The sequence below is a fragment of the Holdemania massiliensis AP2 genome (genome assembly GCF_000327285.1).
In the GTDB taxonomy this organism is placed as follows: Bacteria; Bacillota_I; Bacilli_A; order Erysipelotrichales; family Erysipelotrichaceae; genus Holdemania; species Holdemania massiliensis.
The window spans coordinates 281,091-304,550 of sequence record NZ_HE998569.1 but is presented as its reverse complement, the minus strand read 5'-3'; the positions used below and the strand labels follow the sequence as shown (position 1 = coordinate 304,550).

Here is a 23,460-nt window from a genome sequence, read left to right as displayed (position 1 = left end):
TCCTTTTAAATCTGATCAATCGGGAACATTGGCCGCTGAATCCGATGAAATGGAATGTGCGCAGTATCCTGCAGCGTCGCCCCTTCCGTCAGCGACATGACGTAAAACTCAGCTTTGTCTTTCAGCTCTGGAAAAATATATCCCTGCTTGACTACTGTGATGTCATAATTTTTCCAATCCACGCCGGCCTTCTCAAACTGAATAGCATTGGCATACGACTGCCTGTGATTCGCCACAATCACATCAATCGGGGTACCGACGATATTCACGACAACACAGGCGCCGAATACTTTGTAATGGCTCTCGGTCCCTAAGCTGACCAGACGTATGATCTCACCTTTGGATTTCACACGGACTTCCAAATCAACTCCCGCTGACAATGCGTCGTAGCCCACGCCCAGCGTGATCTTTGCCGTAGATCCCTCAGCCAGCGGATTCAGCTGCTTCCATGAGGTCGGATCACAGATTGAGGCAAAAAGGACACTTTTCTTTAAGTGCTCCACAGCCAGCATCTGCCGCAGAATCCCCGTATTCCAGCCCATTGCCCCGGAAGTAGTATTATCCCCGGAATCCGTGATGACTACCGGTTTCCCCGGATATTCCAGCGCCAGTTTTAAGGCTTCCTCCGGCTGGGCTGTCCGGCCGGTATAATGGAACTCATGACGCTTCTTCCAGACATACTCCGCCAGCTGATCAGCGATGGTTTCAGCATATTGCTGATCAGCTTCGGTTGCCGGAACCACGACAATGCCGCAGCCAGCCACATCGGTATCATGCCGAATATAGCCGACATGCCAGGAACAACTCAGGATGCGCGGGTCTTGTTCCAGCTGATCCATATACTCATTGATCGAGCGCACCGGTTCATCGGCCGACACCGACTGTTCCCCGCCCAGGATCAACGGCAGCTTGCGATAAACCGCATGAATATGCTGAGGATTGCGGATCAGATCGCAGACCCGATGAGCCATCTTCCGCTTTGTATCGCGGGCGTCGGTGTGCGGGCTCTCCCGGTAACTGCGGATCACAGTTGCGGCTTCCACATATTCACGGCACAAATTGCCATGCGGATCACAGGCAATCGTAATCGGTACATAAGCACCGACCTGCTGACGTATCCGTTTCAAAATATGATGATCCCCCGAACCTAAACCTTCAACCTCACTCGCGCCGTGAAGCATCAGATAAATGCCGTCGATTTCATCCCGATGGGCCTTTACCGCATTGATAAAACACGCTTCAATATAATCAAAAGTATGCCGTTTGATCACACCAGACGATCCCGATACTGCATAAACCGCGGGAATGATTTCAATCCCAGCCGCCTCAAAGATGTCGCCGACCTGCATCTTTTCAACAGCTTCCTCACCGAACGCGATATCATAAGCTGTGATTTCATTTTTAAACGGAACATTGGCATTGGATTCTGTGATAAACTCGCCGATCAATACTTTTTTCTTCATCCGTATCATCCTTCCTTTGCTTATTTTGACTTAAGTTGAGGTGCTGCTTTACATGATTTCAAACATCGGATCCAGAGCATTCAGTTTGCCTGAGGACGCCAGATTCCCGATTTCACTGTTCAGAGCGATCACGATCACATCGGTATCACAGCCGTGCCGGCGCATCATCTTCCAATCTGCAAGACATAACAGATCGCCTTGTTTAACATGATCTCCGACCTTCACCTTGGTTTCAAACGGTACTCCTTTTAACGTTACCGTATCAATTCCAATATGAATCAGCAGTTCATGACCGCCGCTTGTCAGCAAGCCCAAGGCATGCCCTGTTTCGTAAACCATCGTGACTTCGCCCTCCGCCGGACTGACCACTTCCTTTTTCGCAAACAATTCCGGAGGCTTGACGGCAAACCCGTCGCCCAATGCCCGGCTGGCAAACATTTCATCATTCAGTTCTTCTAATCGCTTTCCCTTGCCCGCGACAGGGCTTCCAATCCATTCTGTCATAAAACCTCCCAAATAATAAAAACCAATCTGCAAGACAGCCTAAAACTGAATGCAAATTGGTTATGCTTGTTGAATCAACAATAACAGTCCAACCTTGAACTCATTGTAAGCGATCCCACCTTGAAAGTCAACTCTTTGAGTTTACTGATATTTCTTCACAATGTCTGAATACCGCTGCTTTCAGCACGGCAGAAAGACCTTGTTTTAATTTCTTTCATCACGGCTTTGTCAGGCTCGATCCGATGTGATCTCCATCATCAGGCCCGCGCCGCATGCAGCTGCAGAAACAAACCGATTCCATGCACAGCGGCGAAAAGACCGACGCCGCCGATCAGAATCAGATTGGTATAAAACTCCGTGCTACTGAGCGGTGTTGTCCACGTGTAAATTCCGATAAGCAGGACAAAGATCAGACTCAGTCCAATCAACCCCACAAAGGTCGGCACGGAATATTTGCGTGACAGCGTAATGAAATAATTTTCTTTTTTCGGACGGACAAAAGGTTCAACCGTCGCCAGCTGATTTAAAAATTTAACTGAAAAATAACCGGTCCAGACGAGGTAGACGAGAAAACCGAGAAAGAAACCATCGAAGGCATTCATTCCCAGCAACACGGTCGCTGCCAGTCCAATAAAGACAGAAATCATCGTCCGCTGCGTATAGCGGTAAAACTCATCAATCTGACTTTTGGGAATCAAATAGCCGCGCTTGGAGAATAACGGCGCATAGACAATCCGATGCAGTGAGTCATGATAAATGAACATTCCGTTGATATCCGGATAGGCCGTCTTGGTTTTCGGCTTTGAAGTTTTTAACTTTGCTTTCCTTTTAGTCATGGTTTCTTCCTCGCTTTCGCTTCTAGGGTTGAGTCCGGCCCGAATTATATTTCATCAATCGGATACATCGGGCGCTGAATTAATTTAAACGGAATATGCCGGGTATCCTGCGGCGTCGCTCCGTCGGTCAGCGACATCACATAGCCTTGTGCTCCCTGTTTAAAATCCGGGAAAATGTAGCCTTGTTTCAATACTGTGATATCATAGTCTTTCCAATCGATACCAAAAGCCGCAAACAGACTTTCATTGGTAACGCGAGCCGTTTGATCAGCGACAAGAATATCAAGGGTGGTGTTCTCAACATGCGCCAGGATTCCTTCCCCACGTGTTCCGATTGTCACCTCGCCATGCGAAATCGGAATCGGCGCCCGGGCCAGCGGCTTACATGTCAGGGAGACCGGCGCTGACAATTCATCATAACCTGTGCCTAACGCAAGCGTCACCGTTTCTTCCAAATCCGCCGCTGCCAGCTGCTTAAACGCCTGCGGATCACAGAGAGAAGCAAACAGGACCGTTTTTTTCAGATCTTTGACAGCTAAGAACTGCCTGAGGACAAAGGTATTCCAGCCGGTAGCACCGGAGGTTGTATTATCCCCGGAATCAGTGATCACAAACGGCTTGCCTTCAAAATTTAAAGCCATCGTCAGTGCTTCTTCCGGTTCGGCCGTCAAGCCGGTATAATGAAACTCATGCCGTTTATTCCAAACATATTCGGCCAGCTGGTCAGCCAGTGTTTCCGCATAGGCCTGATCTTCCTGTTTCTGCGGTACGACTACGATGCCGCAGCCGGCTTCCGGGCAGTCATGACGCAGATAGCCGACATGCCAGGATACGCTGCGGATGCGCGGATCCTGTTCCAGCTCATCCATATAACGGTTAATGGAACGAACCGGTTCATCCGCCGAAACTGACTGTTCTCCGCCCAGAATTAACGGCAGTTTGCGATAAACGGCATGAATCGTTTGCCGCTGCTGGATCAAATCGCACAACATTTCCGCTACCTGACGGCGGGTTTCCATGGCATCGGTATGCGGACTTTCACGATAACTGCGCAGAATCTGCAGGGATTCGACATATGTTTTTGTCAGATTTCCATGCGGATCGCAGGAAACGGCGATCGGCAGATATGGGCCGACTAAACGGCGGATTTCCTGAATGATGTGATGGTCGCCGCTGCCGATTTCCTCAACCCAGCTGGCGCCATGCAGATGCAGATAAATCCCGTCGATTTCATGCAGATGTTCCCGTACACTGTTTAAAAGCATGGATTCAATCAGCAAAAATGTTTTCTTATCGACGACGCTGGCCGCGTTGGCATTGGCATAGACACCCGGGATAATCTCTACCTTTTTCCCGGCAAAGGCTTCCCGAATTTCCATCACATCGATCAGCGCCTCGCCGGTTGCCAGATCATAATTTTGAATTAAGGTTTTGTATGGGGCTTTGGCATTGGACTCAGTGGTAAAACTGCCGACCAGAACTTTCATCATGGACTTTCCTTCTTTCTTTTGTTTGATTCTTACATTCCATCAAAATGCGAGCTCAATCAATTTCATCAATAAAACTAGGGTCATGGTAGAAAGCAGCGTCGAGATCAGTACAACCGCTGACGCGAAGGCTTCATTACCGCGATATTTCTTTGCGAAGCTGGCACAGGAACTGCCGACCGGCATCCCCATCAGCAGCGTGATCACCGCCGTCGTCTGAAAATCCAGGTGCAAAAGCAGACAGATGCTTAGAGCCGCCAGCGGTATGGCCAGCAGCCGTATCAGGGTGATCCAGGCGACATTTTTAATCATCGCCGCGTTCAGCTTCACTTTCTGCGCCAGCATGCTTCCCACCAAAATCAGTGAAAACGGTGCAAGGCAGCCGCCGATCTTCTGCAAAGCTGTCAGAACCGGCGAGGGCAGGGACAGATGGAAACCGATCATCACCAACCCCAGGGCCATCACAACGAGAATTTTATTGGTCAGTATGGAAAACAGAATCGCTTTCGGTGTTCGCTTCAGCGAAGGATTGAAAATACTTTCCCCCGCGCTGAACGCCATAATTCGTGTCGGAATCATAAAGACATTGCAGCACATGACGCCGACCGGTCCAAACAGGGATTCAATGACCGGCGTGCCGATTAAGCCGCCGTTGCTGACAAGATAACCATAATGAGCTACACAGGCCTCACTCGGTGTAAAACGCGAGCTGGGTATTTTACTAGCCAGACTCAAAAAGACTTCAAGCAAAATCGCCAGGATCAAAATGGTTCCCAGCGAAATCAACAGGTCCATCGACATCCCGGTCAGAAAGGAAGTAAAAACACTGGCGGGAAGCAGGACGTTGATCGTCAGATTAGAGATAAACAGCTGTGCCTGTCCGTCGATCAGACCGGTTTTGGATAAGAAAAAACCGACGATCAGATAGGTGACAATGGTAAGCTGCGTATTGATTAAAATCGTTGTCATAATCCTCCCTGATTTCCTGACCCTGCCCCATCGTACTCTCTCTGTTGGGTTTGAGTCTTGGGCAGTGAAAGGTTTTTAATCCATATCATCGAGCGGAAACATCGGCCGCCGTACCAACTTAAACGGAATGTGCTTAGTATCCTGCGGCGTTGCCCCGTCGGTCAGCGACATCACGTACCCTTGGGCCGCAGCCTTGAGTTCTGGGAAAATATAGCCCTGCTTCACGACGACGATATCGTACTGTGTCCAATCTTCAACCCCGGCGTGTTCATACTGAACCGTTTTAAAATAACTGAGTTTATGATTGGCAATGATGATATCAATCGGATGCTCCGTCAGCCGCACCAGCACGCAGTCGCCAGCTTTGGAAGCTAGGCCATCCTCCCCCGGGGCAAAGGACAGTGTCCGTACCACTTCCCCTTTCGCGATCAGTTCGACGTTTAATTCTACCGCTTGAGAAAGAGCGTCAACGTTCATGCCCAATTGAATTGGGATCTGTGCTCCTGGTTTCTGCTGAAGCAGCGACTGGACGCAAACCGGATCCACAATCGCAGCGAACAATACTCTTTTGTCTAACTTGTCCACGGCCAGAAACTGCCGCAGAACGAACGTATTCCAGCCGGTTGCCCCGGAGGTTGTGTTATCCCCGGAATCCGTAAGCACAAACGGCTTGCCGGCAAAATCCAGTGCCATCTTCAAGGCGGCTTCAGGCTCAGCGGTGATGCCGGTATAATGAAATTCCCGGCGCCGCTGCCAGACAAAATCGGCCAGCTGGGCGCACATCTGATCGGCATACGCCTGATCCGCTTCGGTCTGCGGAACAACCACCACCCCACAGCCAGCTTCCGGACAATCATGGCGCAGATAGCCGACGTGCCAGGACGCGCTCATGATCCGCGGATCTTGTTCCAGCTGATTCATATAAGCATTGATCGAGCGCACCGGTTCATCTGCCGATACCGACTGTTCACCGCCTAAAATCAACGGCAGCTTGCGATAAGCTGGGCAGATTCCTTGCCGCTGACGCACCAGTTCACAAAGCATCCGCAGTGTTTTCTGCCAGGTAGCAATCATGTCGGTATGCGGTGATTCACGATAACTGCGCAGAATCTGCATCGATCGAACATAGTCCTCGTTCAGATTCCCATGCGGATCGCACGAAACCGCGATCGGAAGATAGGGTCCAACCAGCTTGCGGACTTCCTTCAGAATGTGGAAATCACCACTGCCAATGCCTTCCACATAACTGGCGCCATGCAGATGCAGATAGATGCCGTCAATCTCATGGCGGTGGCTGCGCACAGCCCTCAACAGACTGTTTTCAATCGTTTCAAAAGCCGCCGTTTCAATGATTCCGTTGGGCGATGATTTCGCATAGACCGAAGGAATCATCTCCGCTCCTTCCTGTTTTAAAACGTCTCCCAACTGCATGCGTTCGGCAATGCTTTCGCCAAAAACCAGATCATAACTTGACAAGTCTGTCATGCAGGGAATATGCTCATTGACTTCTGTTGCAAAAAAACCAATTAATATTTTCATAACTACCCCCTTAAATCTCGTCAATCGGATACATCGGACGCTGGATCTGTTTAAATGGAATATTCTTCGTATCCTGCGGCGTTGCTCCCTCGGTCAGCGACATGACATAACCCTGAGCGGCGGCCTTCAGTTCCGGAAAAATATAGCCCTGCTTCACAACCGTAATCGCAAACTGTGTCCAGTCTGTGATTCCAGCATGCTCAAACTGCAGCGTATGACAATAGGCCTGCCGATGATCAGTAATGATCACCGTCATCGGCCGATCGGTTAACGTGAGGCTTACACAGTGTCCCATGACCGTATACTCATCCCGTCCCAATGCCGCAATGCGAATCACATCCCCCTTGGCCTGAATCACGCCTTCAAGCCTCACCGGTTTGGACAGCTCATCCTCACCCACGCCCAATGTCGCCTCAACCGCGTCGCCGATCTGTTTCATCCGCAGCTCAGCACAGGTCTTAGGATCACAGATCCCTGCAAACAGCACGCTTTTATTCAATTCTGGGAGAGCTAAAAATTGTCTGAGGACAAAGGTATTCCAACCGGTTGCCCCGGAAGTGGTGTTGTCACCGGAATCCGTCAAGACAAATGGTTTGCCTTCAAAGTTCAGTGCCATCTGCAGCGCGGCTTCCGGATCAGCCGTCGTACCGGTATAATGAAATTCATGACGGCGCTGCCAGACGTAATCCGCCAGTTTACCACAAATAGCTTCCGCGTAGGCCTGATCGGCCTCAGTCTGCGGAACTACGACTACTCCGCAGCCCGCTTCCGGGCAGTCATGGCGCAGATAGCCGACATGCCAGGACACACTGCGAATGCGCGGATCTTGTTCCAGCTGATCCATATAGGCATTGATCGAGCGCACCGGTTCATCCGCCGAGACCGACTGTTCCCCACCCAGAATTAACGGCAGTTTGCGATAAGCGGGATGGATGTGCTGCCGATTCTTCAGAAGGTCGCATAACATAGCTGCGACTTTGCGGTATGTTTCAACCATATCAGTGTGCGGCGACTGGCGGAAGCTGCGCAGAATCTGCAGCGAATGAACATAGTCTTCCGTCAGGTTTCCATGCGGATCGCAGGACACAGCAATTGGCAGATAAGGCCCAACCAGTTCCCGGATTTTCGCAATGATATGAAAATCACCGCTGCCGATGTCCTCCACCCAGCTCGCACCATGCAGCCATAAGTAAATTCCGTCAATTTCGTGTTTATGTTTTTTAATTGTTGAAAGCAGCGAATTCTCAATCGTCAGAAAAGTTTCTTTTTCGATGACCCCGGAAGGTCCGCCGCCGGCATAAATCGAAGGGATGATTTCAATCCCAGCTTGCTCAAAGACTTCCCTTACCTTCATGCGTTCGATTAATTCCTCGCCGAAGGCCAGTTCATAATGGGACAGATTGTTTTTCATCGGGATATGAGCATTGGCTTCTGTCGTAAAATGTCCGATCAAGACTTTCATACTACACCTCACCTATTCTTTCTATCTGAATAAAACAACAGCCGGGTCTTATGAACGATGTCCGTCAGACCAGGCTGTTTTCTTCATAAGCTTCAATGATGGGAGTTGTGGAAAACCGTCAGATCTCGTCGATCGGATACATCGGCCGCATGATCTGCTTATAGGTCAATCGGCGTGTATCCTGCAGCGTCGCTCCGTCGGTCAGCGACATCACATAAAATTTCGCCGCGGCCTTCAGTTCTGGGAAAATATAGCCCTGTTTAACGATGATAACGTCATAATCATCAAAGTTCAGACCGGCATCGGCAAACTGATGAATTTCACAGATCGCATAGCTGGTCGTAGCGATCATGATCGTGATCGGGCTGTTTTTGACCGTCACGCTGATCGTTTCGCCATACACCGTTCCCGGAATGTTGTGCATCATAAACCCGGTGATCGGGCCTTTCGCTTTAACGACCACTTCCAGGTCAACCGCTTTCGATAATTCGTCATAATCCATTCCTAAACGAATTGCGGCAGAATCTCCGACTGACAACTTCTGAAGCTGATTAAATGTTTTCGGATCACAAATTGTTGCGAACAGCACCTGCTTTTTCAAGTTCTTTTCAGCCAGTACCTGACGCAGCACAAACGTATTCCAGCCCGTAGCCCCCGATGTGGTATTATCGCCGGAATCCGTAATGACAACTGGTTTGCCGTCATAGTTCAGCGCCATTTCCAGCGCTTCTTCCGGTTCTGCCGTCAAGCCTGTATAGTGGAACTCATGACGCCGCTGCCAGACATAATCTGCCAGCTGATCAGCCATCGTTTCTGCATAGTCCTGATCCGCTTCAGAAGCCGGTACGACGACAATCCCGCATCCGGCTTCCGGACAATCATGCCGCAGATAACCAACATGCCAAGAAGCGCTTAAGATCCGCGGATCCTGTTCCAATTCGTCCATATATCGATTGATGGAAAGCACCGGTTCATCTGTGGACACGGATTGTTCCCCACCTAAGATTAATGGCAGCTTGCGGTAGACAGCGTGTATATTCTGACGTGAGCGGACCAGATCGATCAACATTTTTGAAACGATGCGCAGTGTTTCATTGGCATCGGTATGCGGTGACTGGCGATAACTGCGGATAATCTGCAGTGACTCAACATATTCCTGAGTCAGATTGCCATGCGGGTCACAGGCGACAGCAATCGGCAAATACGGGCCAACCAGCTTGCGCACCTCCTGAATAATATGATGGTCCCCGCTGCCCAGGCCCTCAACCTTACTGGCGCCATGAAGCATCAGGAAGATCCCATCGATTTCATTCAGATGTTTTTTTACTTCATTCAGCAGCGAAGTTTCGATATAGGCAAACGTTTCCGGCGTAATCAATCCACCGCTGGCACCGTTGGCATAAATGGTCGGAATCATTTCCGCATTTTCCGATTCATACACTTCACTGATGTTCAGATTTTGAATGCACTGATCGTCAAAGGCGATCACATAGTTATTGATACGGCAGCGCTGCGGTATATTTTCGTTAGTTTCAGAAACAAATTCACCGACTAAAATCTTCATACAAAGCCCTCCTTCATTCGCTCAAAATTGTGAACAGGTTCTCATCGGTTCGCATGGAAGCCAACAGAACCTTTTTTAAAGATCCGAAGCAGTGACGGATCCGAATGATGGAAAGGAAGGGCAGCGGAAAAGGGAGGACCGCCGCCTTTTCTTTCAGTTAAATTTCATCAATCGGATACATCGGACGCTGAATCAGTTTAAACGGAATATTCTTTGTATCCTGCGGCGTTGCCCCGCCGGTCAGCGACATGACATAGAACTGCGCGTCGGCTTTGAAATCCGGGAAGATATAGCCTTGCTTCAAGACGGTCATGTCATATTGACGCCAATCCAGACCCAGATATTCCAGCTGGTAACGGTTGATCACGGCGTAGGAAAGATTGGCAATCAGCACATCGATGGTTGTGCCTTCCAGATGCACCAGGACGCATTCAGTCATTTCCCGCTCATAAATCCCATTGGTAAACTTACAGATCTGACTGAACTGACGAATTGTGACTTTCAAGCTGACGCTTTCAGACAGTTCATCACGCAGCATTCCCAAATCGATTGTTTCGGTCTGTCCGACTTTGTGATCTTTCAGATGGGCGTAAGCCTTCGGATCGACAATCGGTGCAAACAGAATGCTTTTCTTTAAATTCGGAATTGCCAGGCATTGTCTTAAAATAAAGGTATTCCAACCGGCGGCGCCGGAAGTCATGTTATCTCCGGAGTCCGTGATAACCACCGGACGGCCTGCGAAATCCAATGCCATCTGCAGCGCTTCCTCTGGCTGAGCCGTGAGTCCCGTATAATGAAACTCCCGCCGGCGCTGCCAAACGTAATCGGCCAGCTCATCCGCCTTCGTTTCCGCATATGCCTGATCCGCCTCAGTTTTCGGGACAACAACGATGCCGCAGCCCGCTTCCGGACAATCATGCCGCAGATAGCCGACATGCCAGGAAGCACTCAAAATCCGCGGATCTTCTTCCATCTGATCCATAAACTGATTGATCGACCGCACCGGCTCATCTGCCGATACCGACTGTTCGCCGCCTAAAATCAACGGCAGTTTGCGGTAAACGGAATGAATCGTCTGACGTTGACGGATGAAATCGCAAAGCATCTGCGAAACTTTTCGATAAGTATCAACGTTGTCCGTATGCGGTGATTCCCGAAAACTGCGCAGAATCTGAATCGCCTCGGCATACTCTTGGGTCAGATTGCCATGCGGATCACAAGAAACCGCAATCGGCAGATACGGGCCGACAAGCCGGCGAATCATGCTTAACAGATGATGATCACCGCTGCCGATCTCTTCCACATAGCTGGCGCCATGCAGATGCAGATAAATCCCGTCCAATTCATGCAGATGTTTTTGAATGACAGCCAGAAAACTGTTTTCAATTGATTCAAATGCTGATTTTTCCACAATCCCGGTTGCCCCGGCATTGGCATAGACCGCCGGAATGATCTCCACCCCAGCCTGATCGTAGATCTCGCGGACATACATCTTCTCGATGACCTGATCTTTAAACGCCAGATCAAAGTCACTTAAATCACTGGTGAGGGGAATATTCGCATTGCATTCCGCGTTGAACAGTCCGACTAATACTTTCATCGTTTTCCTTCTTTCTGGTTTATCCGGCAATCGCTTTCTTGCTTTCGGAACGCTTGATTAAAATCGAAGTTGCCATAAAGCAGGCTACAACCGTAACCGCTGCCGTAATCGCTGCATACCAGACCATCTGCAGACTTCCGGTTTCCGGATTGATAAATGACAGGAAAGTTAAGAAGCCTGGGCAGGAAGCGGAAATGTAGGTTCTTAAGCCAAACAGGGCACCGACAAAGCCGCCGATCACCGTCCCGATCGCATGTCCGATTAAAGCTTCTTTCAGTGAGATCAGTGACCCGTAGAATGCAGGTTCAGTAACGCCGCACAGCGCTGTGATGGCTGTGGACACGATCATGCCGCGCTTAACTTTGTCTTTGCGGACAACGGCGGAATAGGCGATGGCCAAAGCTACCGCACCGACGCCAATGTTGGAAATGAAGTTCTGCGGAGCTGTGATGTTGTTGTAACCCAAAGTAGCAAGCAGTTCAATTCCCAGTGGGGAAAGTGCTTTATCCACACCAAACATGACGAAGTATGGACACAGTGCACACAGGATCGGCAGGGCAAAGACACCCAGCGTGTCCATTAAGAAGGTGACAAAATAACCGATGTAAGTACTCAGCCATGTGCCTAACGGGCCAAGCCATAAGAATGTAACCGGGACAACAATCAGCATCGTTACTACTGGTTTTACGAAGTAAATAACGGCGTTGGGAATGATTTTCTTCAGGTATTTATCCAGGAAGTAAATCAATGTCGTACCTAAGATGACCGGAATAATCGTTGAGGAATAGCTGACCTGTTCAATCGGCAGTCCTAAAAAATCAGTAACCACTCCGCTTTGATAACGTGAGCAGACCAGAACCCCGCCCAAGAACATGCCGAGAATTGGCTGCAGCTTCAGTTTCTGCGCATACGAGTAACCAATGTAGATCGGCAGGAATTCAAATCCGGCATTGAAGAAACAGGTTAACAATTGGGCTGTTCCGCTGGAAACATCCAGACCGAAATAGTTGACGCATAATGTACGAATGGCTAAAACCATACCGCCAACGACCAGTGCCGGCATAATCGGCATGAAGATCGGCGGGAAGAAATCGGCAATCAAATCCAGAATTGACTTTTTCTCTTTTGGAACATTGACGGCATTTTCATTCATGCCTTCTTTCCAACCGGAAACTTCCAGAAAATCGTAGTAAGCATCCGGTACCTGCGGACCAATAATAATCTGAAGCTGATTGGCTTTTTTTACAATTCCCGCACATTCCGGGAGCGCCTTAATCGCTGCTTCGTTGATTTTACTGCCGTCGGCATAGCTAATCCGTAGTCTTGTGGCACAATGGGCAACAAAGGTAATATTGTCCAATCCCCCGACGTTTTCTAAAACTTTTTGAGAAAATTCAGCATATTTTCCCATCTCAAAATCCTCCTTTAGCAATATTTCATAACAGGAATAAGGCGCGCTCTTACTCTGTTGATGACCTGGGATCCATGGCTAAGAACAAAGGCGGTTGACGTGCAGGATCAGGTACAGCATTTCATTTTCATCGAGTTTGGACTGGATGTTCTGTTCAAGGAAACGGGCGATTTCATCGACACAACGATAGGTGTCGGGATATTCTTCCAACAGTTTTTCATAAATCCGGCGGTTGTCATCCGAGGTCTTTTTGCCATCCTTCAAACGTCTCAGCAAATAGATCATGTGTGTTGCAAACCGGGAATAATTAAACGAATCGCGGTTGATTTCAAGGTTGAAATATTTTTCAATAATGACTGTAATCTGACTGATCAGCGGTGAGAAGTTAACATCTTCATCGTTGCCTGATGGCTTCAGTTCAGAATTGACAATATTCATAACAAAGCCGCCCAATTCTGATTCAGGAAGCTTGATTTTTAATTCTTCTTCAATCATTTTCATCGCGTATTTGGAAATTTCGACTTCCCGCGGATATAAGTATTTAAAGTCATAATAACCTTTGAAATCAAAGATCATGTTCTGTGCAATGCGTTCAATCGTAAATTCAATGTGATCTGCCAGTGTAAATACAAAGTTTTTAGAAAACTTTTTCGTCAGATTTTTCTTCGCATAGGCTACGATTTTTTCTGAGAGTTTAAGAATATTCTCCGGCATTTCTCCCATTTGTTCGATATAGTTTCGGTCTACACCGCTGTATATTTTTTCAATCTGCGATTCATCGGTCACATAGCGAGGAATGGTTCCGAAGCCGATTCCGCGGCCAGCTACGACAACCACTTCACCGTCGCGTTTTCGTGCTAAAGCGTAATTGTTATTGATTTTTCTAATAATTTTCATCATCATTTACCCTTTTCTGAAATAATCGTACTTTGTTATTCCCTTACTGTTGATTTCACTTTCTGTTTCAGATCTTCCAACTCACTTCTGAACTTAAAATTTTCCGGCACAACAAACAAAAAAACTCTTCCTCGGCACACACAAAATAATCGCTTATTTAGGTTATGCCTCGAAAGAGTGACAGTCCCAATATTTACTTGTTGATTTCATTCTAGCAGAGGATGTAAGCGTTGTCAACACAGAACAGAAATTTTGTTAAATTCCACTTTCTTCCTTTTATACAGGTGAATGTAATCATTTTTACCGTTATTAATCAAAGTTTTATTTTCTCAGAATCAGGAAATTCCAACTGATGACTCAGCCATGAAGATCGTATTTTAATTGACTTTCCTCGATCCCGCCGTTAAAAAAGTGCTGCTTCATGTACCAAGCAAAACCATCTTCATTGTTGCTTTTCTCCGTAATGGCATTGGCTGCGGCTTTGGTATCTTCACTGCCGTTGCATAAGCAGACACCCCATCCGCTGGCCTTGAGCATTTCATTGTCGTTGGAAGTATCACCAAAAGCCAATACTTCCTCCATCTGAAAATGATGCTTTTCACAAAATTTCTTCAGCGCGTAGGCTTTTGAGATCCGCCGATCGGCAAACTCAAGAATAAACGGTCCGGTTCGGAAAGCTTTATAAAAAGATGAAGGATGTTCTTTGGCATATTTTTCAGCCGCGTCCAGCCGATCCGGTGTCGTTCTGAACATGATTTTAGCATTAGCCTGCGCATAAAATTCTTCATTGCTCTGCGCTATCTGGATTTTCTTCCCGCTGCGCCGAACGGACTGAAGCGTCATCTCATCTTCTCTTTGACAAAGCATTCCCTCATCCTTGTAAATACAGGCATTCAGATCAAAGGGTGCCATCAGTTCCATAATTTCTTTGATCCATTCCGGTTTCAATTTAAAGTAATCGGAAAAATCCCCATGAATACCGTCCCATAACTCCGCGCCATTCATCCCGATAACGACGTCGAAAGGCTCCTGAATCTGCCATCGTTCTAAAAGCGTTTCAACTTCGCTGACCGGTCTGCCTGAAGCTATTCCAAAATATATGCCTTGTTGGCGAAGCTGGTCAATTACCTGCCGCGCGGCTGGGCTCAGCATTCGATTGTTGCCGACTAAAGTCCCGTCTACATCACAAATCACCAATCGTGTCGATCGTTCCACACCTATCTCCCCCTACCATTTTGATTTAGATTATAGCACACTCTTTTTGACAGTGAACCCCAACTTTGAGTAATTTGAAAAGGTTGGACAGCGGGCGGCTTGAAAAAAACAGGGCTGCATAATCAATCAAAACGATGATCGGAAATAAAAGATGACCTATTCATCAATAAGCCATCTTATTTTACCTGCTTATCAAATACCCTGCGGGATAATAAAAACCATTCTGTTCTGATATCTTCACTGTTCACAGGGAAAAGATCAAATCATCCGAGGTTTAGCCTCTATTCCTCTCCATAGGTTCTTCCTGGAAGCATGGTTTTCATCGGCACGTTATCCGTGGTTTCGATTAATTTTTTCAGCAGCCAGTCTTTCATCTTCGCAATTTCCAAGCGATATCGCTGATCATCAACGACATTCTTTTCTTCCCAAGGATCCGCTGTCAGATCGTAAAATTCATCCTTTTCAAACAAACGGTAAACATACTTATACTGATCAGAGCGAACCATAAACGCCTTAGAATGCTCAGGCATGCGCGTCTGAGCCTCCAGACGCGGCCAATAGATCGACGCTTTTCCGGTATAGCCTTCCATCGCCTGCTTCTCCCCCTGAATACGGCCGCCTTCACTCAAAACATACTCGTGCAGTTCCATCTCATTTTCAAACAAAGCGGTTAACGACTTTCCAAACTGAGTGTAATCCAATTCATAGTGAAGCAGTTCTGCGACGGTCTGCGGCAAATCGTTCAGTTCGACCAGCGATGAACTCGTTCGCGGCTGAAACGGTGTGCCCTGAGCAGGACGAATAATGCATGGAATATGAACAAGACAATCTTCAAACGTATTTTGTGTTTTTTCCACCAAGCCATAATCGCCGGTAAAATCACCATGATCTGCAAAGGCAAGAATGTGCGTATCCTCATAGTAGCCCTGTTCTTTCAAAGCCCCGAGAACACGGCCAAGCTGATGATCCAATTTCGCAATCATCCCATAATACGTCGCCTTGATCTCCTGAAAATCTTTCTCCGTTAACTTTGTTAGATTCTGATTTTCACGAATCCGATAAAGAATGCTCGGCTTGTCCTTCAGATGTTCGATCGGCTGCGTCTGAATCTTGATCGATGTCCGGTCAATCATGGAAAACCAAGGTTCTTCCACCTCATAAGGCGGATGCGGAAGGTTTAACGAAACATAAAGGCAGAACGGTTCTTTTAATTCGTGATTTTGAATCATCGCCAAAGTTCGCTCGATGACCAGATCATCCTGAGTTTTGGCTGCCGCTTCCTTTGACATTTCTCCAAAATAGAAAGAATAGTAATACGGATTAGCTGAAATTTCTTCTTTCGATACCGACTGCCCGATTCGATGGATCGCATTCGTGCTCATCTCACAGCCAATGTATTCCAGATCACAGGTTGCCGCCATTTCCGCCTCATCCTGGCGATCAAAATAATGCGACTTTCCCATTAAATAAACATGATATCCATTCTTTTTTAACGACTTCATCATACTCGGATCTTCTTTTTCCAAGAAATAATGAATCGTCCGATGTCCGTTTGTATGCGGATACCAGCCGGTATTGAAGCTGCATCGGCTTGGAACGCAGATCGGCGACTGACAGAATGCATTCTCAAACAGAATTCCTTCTTCCGACAAGGCGTCATAATTCGGCGTCGCCGCTTCGGTATTTCCCATGCATCCCAAGCTGTCCGCCCGCAGCTGATCCGCAATAAAAAACAATATATTTTTCCGTTTTTCCATAAATTCCTTTCCCATTCAAGATCATAAGAATTATTCTAAATCTTCGCCTTGAGAAGCGATGACTTTTTTAGCCCAGGCATAGGAGTCCTTCAGAATCCGTTTTCCGCTTCCGTTTCCTTCATCGTCGATGTCAGTATAAATAAAACCATACCGCTTGCTCATTTCACTGGAGGAGCAGCTGACGATATCCAACGGCGCCCAGAAATAATATCCGCGCAGATCCACACCATCCGCAAGGGCTTCCTTCATCTGCAAAATATGCTGGCGATAAAATTGAGGGCGGTAAGGGTCATGAATCTGACCATCTTCCGTCAGCTCGTCCGCATACCCAATGCCATTTTCAGTGATATAAATCGGACATTGATAGCGGTCATAAAACAGATTCAGAAATGTCCGCAGCCCCAGGGGATCGATCGACCAGCCCCAGGGATTTGCCGGCAGCTCCGGATTCCGAAAACCCTCGTTTCCATTTTCATAATGCTGCTGATCGCACAACCGCGTATAATAGTACGAAAAACTGAAAAAGTCACAGTGGTTCTTCAATTTTTCAGCTTCTTCCTTGGAAACCTCAATGTTGAATCCATGATCCTCAAAAAAACGATAAGCATAGCCCGGAATTTTCCCGCGCAGCAGAACATCGCCGTAGAAATATTCCATCTGATTATGCTTCACAGCTGCAAGCACATCTTCCGGCTTGCAGGTCGCCGGATAGGCCGGGCCTCCGCAAAGCATCATTCCGATTTCAACATCCGGATAGTGGTTATGCGAATACTCTGTAATCCCCGCGCAGGCGATCATTTCATTTATGACCCCCTGATATTTAGCTTCCGCCAGATTTTCCACCTTATCTTCGGCAATGCCGAGATGATTAAACGATTCATGCGTGATCAGATTGATTTGATTAACTAGGATCCATTTTTTAACCTTATCATGATAACGATCCAATAATACTTTTCCGTATTTCTCAAAAAACCCAATCGTTTCCTTGGAATACCAGCCCGTGTATTTCAGCGTCAGGTTCAGCGGCATCTCATAGTGCGACATCGTGATCATCGGTTCCATCCCGTTGGCCAGAATCTCATCAATTAATCGGTCATAGAACCTTAAGCCTTCTTCATTCGGCTTTTCATCATCTCCGTTGGGAAAAATCCGCGCCCAGTTGATCGAAGTCCGGAAAGCATTCAATCCTAATCCGTCTTTTCCCAGAAGTTTCAGATCTTCAGCATAGCGGTGATAAAAGTCGATTCCCCGGCGTTTGGGAAAATTCCTGGAATTCTCTTTGACTGCGTTTGCAATATACGCCGTCGTTATTTCTTCATTATTTTTCTTATCTATTGCTACATCGCTCAGAAATTCATTGATATCCGCAAGACATAGACCTTTTCCGCCTTCAAGATAAGCGCCTTCCATCTGATTGGCCGCAAAACCGCCGCCCCATTGAAAGTGTTCGCCAAACTTTTTCTCAATCATCATTCAGCCTCCTTCTCTCAAAGCAAAGGGATCAGTTCTTCAATCAAGATATGAATGGTGTCCGCCGACATCATGAGATCTTCCGCATGCATCAAGATCATTTTGATTTCGACCGGTTCATCATTGGCTTCCCGCTGGATCAGCTGCATATGGACTTTCTCCGCCTCAATCAGATGCTGATTCCCTTCCGCCAACAACGCCCTAGCCTTCGTCTTATCCGCATCCTTCGCATGTCTTAGCGCTTCAATGAAACAGGAACGGGCTTCTCCGGCATAGGTAATGATCTGAAAACAGATCTCTTCCAATTGTTCTGCCGTCATTGTACGCCCATCGCTTTCTTCGCCTCTTCCAGCACTTTTTTGCCGTCGATTTTGCCATAAGCGAGCATATCAATCAGAACAACCGGAATCTCTGGGAAATCCTTTACCAAGGCGTCGTAGCTGAACCGCAGCTGCGGACCAACCATCAGAAGATCAATTGTTCCCCGTTTTTCTCTTACATAAGCGTTGCCCACCGCTTCAATCGTGCATTCAAAGCCTTGTTCCTCAGCGGCCGCCTGCATACGTTTGACCATCAAGCTTGTCGACATTCCGCTGGCGCAGACCAATAATATATGTTTCATCAATATACCTCCCATTTCCAGGCATCCCTGCCAATCATTTAATTCTTCGCTTCCAGCTGCCCTTGTTCCTTCAACAGCTGTTTGTCGTACATTTTAACAAATGGCAGATACAAAATTACATCCAATGCGATCAATAAGATCCAGACCGCCGCCGCCTTCCAGTCTAACGTCGCTAATGCCAGCTGGATTGGGGACGGGAGAACCCACGGCACATTGATGAACATCTTGCCAATGATGTTCGTGCTCATTAAGAAGTAGAAAATTGTCGTGTTGATCATCGGAACAAAGATGAACGGAATGAACAGATAGCTGTTGAGAACGATCGGATAGCCGTAGACAATCGGTTCGCTGATATTGAAGATCGTTCCCGCTCCGCCCAATCGCGTGATCGCTTTCAAATGATCCGATTTCGCGACGATCAGCGCAGCAATAACCAACGCCAGTGCAGCTCCGCTGCCGCCGGTATTCATAATTGCATTATTAGGCGAATAACAGAAGATATGCGCCATTTCCTCCCCCGCCGCATGCGCAGCCGCGTTTTCTGCCAGATTCATTAACAGCACTGAGCTCATGACGGAATTGACGATATTGCCGCCGTTGACGCCGATCACCCACAGGGCATTGAGCAGGAAAACATAGATCAACATCGCCGGTAATGTATCGGAAGCGCTCAATAACGGCTTGAAGACGTTCAGGATGAAGTCCGGAATGATGACACCGGTCGCTTTCAGGCACAGAACGTTGAGCAGATAGAAGACAATCACGTTGATGACCAACGGAATCAGCTGTTCAAACGGAGCGGAAACGTTCGGCGGAACAGAATCCGGCAGCGTGATCTTGATATTTTTCTTAAACAAGAACTGCGTGATGAACACCGATAAGCACGCTACGAACATCGCGAAAAATAAGCCGCGTCCGCCTAAAAAGCCCATCGAAATTCCACCCTCAAAGCTGCAGCCGATCATAAAGAACAAGACGGCTGACGTCATGCACGAGGTCATCTTATCCAGCTTATAGGACTCCGCCAGATTGTACGTGATCGCCAACAGACAGTAGACGGAAAGCATATTCATCGTCACGTTGTTGACCAGCGCCGCAAAAGTACCCAAACTGCCCTGCGCTAAGCTTTGCCACAGCACAAGCACACCATAGAAGAAATTCCCTTCACCAAGAATTGCCGGATCCGGGGCTGCGGTGATTAACGTTGCCAAGCCTCCGACGATCGTCACCGGAATCGAAATCGTGATCCCCCTGACAATCGCTGATGTGTAATTATTGTTTTGAATAAAAGCAGAGAACTTTCCCAACGGCTTTTCCAAGAACCCCATTATTTTCTGCATACCTCATTTTGTAGATCGAAAATCTACATCCTCCTTTCATAACGGGTCTAAAAATGGACGTGTTCTATTTGCAAATATTTCCACAAACTCATTCTCACACACTTTGAGAAATTTATCAACATAAAACTGAAAAAATTCTTAATTTCTCGATTTTCCAATGTCTTCCTGTTTCTTTGTGCTATAATAAGGCCATGAATATTATCGAACGAATTAATGCGGCCAAGCCGACTTTCACAAAAAGTGACGAACTGATTTACAATTGCATCAAGGATGATTATTGGGTCATCATCCGCGACGCCTCGACGATCGTCGATTTGGCTGAGAAATGCCATGTTTCCAAATCGGCGATTTTACGCTTTGCGAAAAAACTGGGCTACTCGGGTTATTCCGAATTCAAATATGATTTCTCCATTGTCGGCCACAGCAGCGTGCCAGAAGAAGTGCATGAAAGCAAATTTGACTATATTCTTGACGCCTATACGCTGGCCATCGGCAATATCCGTCAATATCTGAACGAAAGTGATTTTATCCTGTTGGCAAAAAAAGTGATTGAAGCTAAAAAAATCCGCTTGTGCGGATATAATCGTTCTGGATTTACAGCGATGCAGTTCAAATATCGGCTGATTAACATCGACATTGAATCGGAAGCGGTCACGGACACCCTGATGATGAATGTCCTCGCTTCTTCTTCCGCTGATAATGAAATTTTCTTTTTCTTCACGGTCCGCGGCAATCAATCGACACCGCTCAACGCCTATATCAAAACTTGTCATGATACCAAGAAGACCGTTGTTGTGTTGACGATGAATCCGAACACACAATATAAAAAATACGCATCCCATTTCATCCTGCTGCCCAACGTCAAGGTCAAAGGTGTCTTTTTGGATGAACAGGCAGTCTTCCACATTTTCATTGAAATCCTGGTTTCCTATATCAGCGAGCAGATTTTAATTGAGGAAAACAAGGAATCGAATTCCCCGCGATGAAAAATCCCGATCTGTATGGGCTGAGTTTAGCCAGCCGGCTATGTTCCATCGTCAACGATCATGCGCTTTCCAGCGTCGATACAGTGCTCGCAGACTATCTTTTGGATCATTATCATGAGCTGGATGCGCTGAACATCTATGCGTTTGCCGAAGCCTGCCAGGTTCCCCGCAGCAGCATTCACCGCTTCTGCATCAAGCTGGGGTATGCCAACTTCCGTGATTTGAAGCGTTCTTCTCATCATGAAACAGACTGCTATACCTATTTCACATCGCTTTCGCAAAAACCGGATTTCCGTGAGATTTTAAGCCGGCAGATCGTGGACATGATCGCCGATATGAACACGATCGTCCCCGATGCGCTTTTGCTTCAGCTGGCCGGTAAAATTCACCAAGCTCCGACTGTCTGCCTGCTTTCTTCTTATTCTTCGCTATCGGCGCTGCAGGATTTCCAAAGACCGATGATCCTGTGCCGCAAACGGCTTCATGTGATCGCTTCGCCTTTGGAAAATGAACGGCTGAAGCTCTTGAAGGATGAAGACCTGATTCTCGTCGTTTCCGCGATGGGACGTTTCGCACAGGCATATCAGACGCTGATTGCCGGACTTCCGGGTGAAAAAATTCTCATCACCGCTTCACATCAGCGTGAAATCCGAACGCCTTACGATCAGGTGATCACGATCAGCTCCCAAGACTGTCACCTTGTCAAAACCGCCTACGCCAAATACGGCGTCAGTTATTTTTTCGATAATCTTTACAGCCTGTATTCCCGCCGCTACGGTCATCCTGAAAACTAACGAAAGCCGCCCGCAGAACGGACGGCTGATTGCCTGAATCAAAACTTTCTGTGCTTTAATCCAGATCGCTTCCATTGGAGGCGATCACTTTTTTATACCAGTCAAAGGAATCTTTCTTCCGCCGCCGGTATGTTCCGTTGCCTTCATCATCGGCATCGACATAGATCATCCCGTAGCGCTTGCTCATCTGAATATCACTCATACTGACAAGATCAAGACAGCCCCAAATCGTATAGCCCAGCAGTTCAACGCCATCCTCAATCGCTTCCTGCATCGCGCGGATATGATCTCTGAGATAGGCAATTCGGTAAGCATCATGGATCTTGCCGTCAGGACTGATTTCATCCCGGGCGCCCAAGCCGTTTTCCGTGACAAAACAAGGCTTGTGATAGCGGTCATACAACTGGTTCAAGGCGATCCGCAGACCGGTCGGATCAATCGTCCACCCCCACTCCGAATCTTTTAAATAAGGATTTTTCTGCTGCTTCACAAAATTCTCCACCGGTTCCTGCAGCTCGCTGTTGACCACACTGGTGAAGTAATAGCTGAAGGAGATGAAATCGACCGTCCCCGCTTTTAGAATGGCTTCAAAGTTTTCAACGGGATTGATGTGAATGTCGTGGTCGGCATAGTATTTTTTGATGAAATACGGATATTCGCCAAACACCATCACATCGTTAAAAAACAGATTAAACTGATCGCTCTTTAACGTCAGCAAAACATCGTCCGGCTTGCAGGTAAGCGGATAAAACTGAGACCGCTGCGTCATATTTCCCATCATCAGTCCCGGCGCAGTTTCATGAGCATAACTGACCGTCAGCGCGCTGGCGATGAATTGATGATGCAGCGCCTGGTGGATGCAGGACAAACGATTCCGCCGGCTCTTTTCCACAAACATCCCGCCGCCTAAATACGGACTCCAGCAGATCATATTGATCTCGTTGAACGTCAGCCAATATTTGACCTCCTGTTTGTATTCATCAATCAGAAAGCGTGCATACCGCAGAAAGTAATCAATCACCTTGGGATTTTCCCAGCCGTTGAGCGTTTCCGTGAGATAGGCCGGAATATCGTAATGGATCATTGTCACCAACGGTTCGATGCCGTAACGATGACAGGTTTGGAAGACCTGATGATAGAAAGCGACGCCCTCTGCCAGCGGTTCACTTTCGGTCCCCGTCGGAAACAAGCGCGACCAGGAAATCGACATGCGGTAGGTCTTGAATCCCATTTCACCGAAATACCGGATATCTTCTTCCACATGATGGACAAAATCGCTGCCTCGGCGGAATGCCAGATTCCTTTGATCCGCATGCTTCTTGTTGTCCCAATATTCTTCCTCTGTGATCTGCATCAGACTGCGTCCCTGCCGCTGAGATGGGGCCCTGTACTGCAGATAGTCCAAATGGGAAGGCCCGCGCCCGCCTTCCGCAAAACCCCCTTCTACTTGTGCCGCGGATGTCGCCCCGCCCCACAGAAAACCTTTTGGAAATTCATGACTCATTCTTTCAGCCTCCTTTATTTCCTTTATCTTACCATCCGCT

Annotated in this window: 20 protein-coding genes; 2 read left to right on the top strand and 18 right to left on the bottom strand. The window is 47.6% G+C overall.

Annotated features, from left to right (window positions below; all coding sequences use genetic code 11):
• Positions 1 to 5: 5 nt before the first annotated feature.
• From BN162_RS13805 to BN162_RS13725, 17 genes are all read right to left on the bottom strand, one after another.
• A complete protein-coding gene (locus BN162_RS13805; RefSeq protein WP_020225698.1) occupies positions 6 to 1,463 on the bottom strand; it encodes a M81 family metallopeptidase in 1,458 nt (485 codons plus the stop codon).
• Between the two features lie 48 nt (positions 1,464 to 1,511).
• Positions 1,512 to 1,967, bottom strand: a complete 456-nt coding sequence (locus BN162_RS13800; RefSeq protein ID WP_020225697.1) for a PTS sugar transporter subunit IIA — start codon at positions 1,965 to 1,967, stop codon at positions 1,512 to 1,514.
• Between the two features lie 257 nt (positions 1,968 to 2,224).
• Positions 2,225 to 2,803 (bottom strand): hypothetical protein, encoded by a 579-nt coding sequence (locus tag BN162_RS13795; protein ID WP_020225696.1) that lies wholly within the window; start codon positions 2,801 to 2,803, stop codon positions 2,225 to 2,227.
• A 44-nt stretch (positions 2,804 to 2,847) separates the two neighbouring features.
• Positions 2,848 to 4,290, bottom strand: a complete 1,443-nt coding sequence (locus BN162_RS13790) for a M81 family metallopeptidase (RefSeq protein ID WP_040452203.1) — start codon at positions 4,288 to 4,290, stop codon at positions 2,848 to 2,850.
• A 42-nt stretch (positions 4,291 to 4,332) separates the two neighbouring features.
• Positions 4,333 to 5,259 carry an AEC family transporter gene (locus BN162_RS13785; RefSeq protein WP_020225694.1) on the bottom strand — a complete coding sequence of 309 codons (927 nt, stop codon included), beginning with the start codon at positions 5,257 to 5,259 and terminating at the stop codon, positions 4,333 to 4,335.
• A gap of 75 nt (positions 5,260 to 5,334) precedes the next feature.
• Positions 5,335 to 6,798 carry a M81 family metallopeptidase gene (locus BN162_RS13780; protein ID WP_020225693.1) on the bottom strand — a complete coding sequence of 488 codons (1,464 nt, stop codon included), beginning with the start codon at positions 6,796 to 6,798 and terminating at the stop codon, positions 5,335 to 5,337.
• Positions 6,799 to 6,808: 10 nt separating this feature from the next.
• Entirely contained in the window at positions 6,809 to 8,260 is a 1,452-nt protein-coding gene (locus tag BN162_RS13775) for a M81 family metallopeptidase (protein ID WP_020225692.1), read from the bottom strand.
• 118 nt (positions 8,261 to 8,378) lie between these two features.
• Positions 8,379 to 9,824, bottom strand: a complete 1,446-nt coding sequence (locus tag BN162_RS13770) for a M81 family metallopeptidase (RefSeq protein WP_020225691.1) — start codon at positions 9,822 to 9,824, stop codon at positions 8,379 to 8,381.
• Between the two features lie 157 nt (positions 9,825 to 9,981).
• Positions 9,982 to 11,424: a M81 family metallopeptidase gene (locus BN162_RS13765; protein WP_020225690.1), complete on the bottom strand. Its 1,443-nt coding sequence runs from the start codon at positions 11,422 to 11,424 to the stop codon at positions 9,982 to 9,984.
• A gap of 19 nt (positions 11,425 to 11,443) precedes the next feature.
• Complete coding sequence (locus tag BN162_RS13760) at positions 11,444 to 12,835, bottom strand: PTS transporter subunit EIIC (protein ID WP_020225689.1); 1,392 nt, start codon at positions 12,833 to 12,835, stop codon at positions 11,444 to 11,446.
• Between the two features lie 78 nt (positions 12,836 to 12,913).
• On the bottom strand, positions 12,914 to 13,735 hold the full coding sequence (locus tag BN162_RS13755) for a PRD domain-containing protein (protein ID WP_020225688.1): 822 nt from the start codon (positions 13,733 to 13,735) through the stop codon (positions 12,914 to 12,916).
• 354 nt (positions 13,736 to 14,089) lie between these two features.
• Entirely contained in the window at positions 14,090 to 14,947 is an 858-nt protein-coding gene (locus BN162_RS13750; protein WP_020225687.1) for a Cof-type HAD-IIB family hydrolase, read from the bottom strand.
• A gap of 281 nt (positions 14,948 to 15,228) precedes the next feature.
• Positions 15,229 to 16,704, bottom strand: a complete 1,476-nt coding sequence (locus tag BN162_RS13745; protein WP_020225686.1) for a sulfatase family protein — start codon at positions 16,702 to 16,704, stop codon at positions 15,229 to 15,231.
• A 30-nt stretch (positions 16,705 to 16,734) separates the two neighbouring features.
• A complete protein-coding gene (locus BN162_RS13740) occupies positions 16,735 to 18,174 on the bottom strand; it encodes a glycoside hydrolase family 1 protein (RefSeq protein WP_020225685.1) in 1,440 nt (479 codons plus the stop codon).
• 17 nt (positions 18,175 to 18,191) lie between these two features.
• Positions 18,192 to 18,494: a PTS sugar transporter subunit IIA gene (locus BN162_RS13735; RefSeq protein ID WP_020225684.1), complete on the bottom strand. Its 303-nt coding sequence runs from the start codon at positions 18,492 to 18,494 to the stop codon at positions 18,192 to 18,194.
• On the bottom strand, positions 18,491 to 18,796 hold the full coding sequence (locus BN162_RS13730) for a PTS sugar transporter subunit IIB (RefSeq protein ID WP_020225683.1): 306 nt from the start codon (positions 18,794 to 18,796) through the stop codon (positions 18,491 to 18,493). Before BN162_RS13730 ends, BN162_RS13735 begins: the two co-directional genes overlap by 4 nt.
• Before the next feature lie 38 nt (positions 18,797 to 18,834).
• The gene (locus tag BN162_RS13725; RefSeq protein ID WP_020225682.1) at positions 18,835 to 20,136 is read right to left on the bottom strand and encodes a PTS sugar transporter subunit IIC; all 1,302 of its coding nucleotides are present in this window, start codon (positions 20,134 to 20,136) and stop codon (positions 18,835 to 18,837) included.
• Between the two features lie 191 nt (positions 20,137 to 20,327).
• On the opposite strand from BN162_RS13725, the gene BN162_RS13720 reads away from it, so the two are divergent.
• The gene (locus BN162_RS13720; protein WP_020225681.1) at positions 20,328 to 21,122 is read left to right on the top strand and encodes a MurR/RpiR family transcriptional regulator; all 795 of its coding nucleotides are present in this window, start codon (positions 20,328 to 20,330) and stop codon (positions 21,120 to 21,122) included.
• The gene (locus BN162_RS13715) at positions 21,119 to 21,916 is read left to right on the top strand and encodes a MurR/RpiR family transcriptional regulator (RefSeq protein WP_020225680.1); all 798 of its coding nucleotides are present in this window, start codon (positions 21,119 to 21,121) and stop codon (positions 21,914 to 21,916) included. Before BN162_RS13720 ends, BN162_RS13715 begins: the two co-directional genes overlap by 4 nt.
• A 55-nt stretch (positions 21,917 to 21,971) precedes the next feature.
• Here the strand turns inward: BN162_RS13715 and BN162_RS13710 are convergent, their stop codons facing one another.
• Positions 21,972 to 23,420, bottom strand: coding sequence for a glycoside hydrolase family 1 protein (locus BN162_RS13710; protein WP_020225679.1), 1,449 nt, complete (start codon positions 23,418 to 23,420; stop codon positions 21,972 to 21,974).
• Positions 23,421 to 23,460 lie beyond the last annotated feature (40 nt).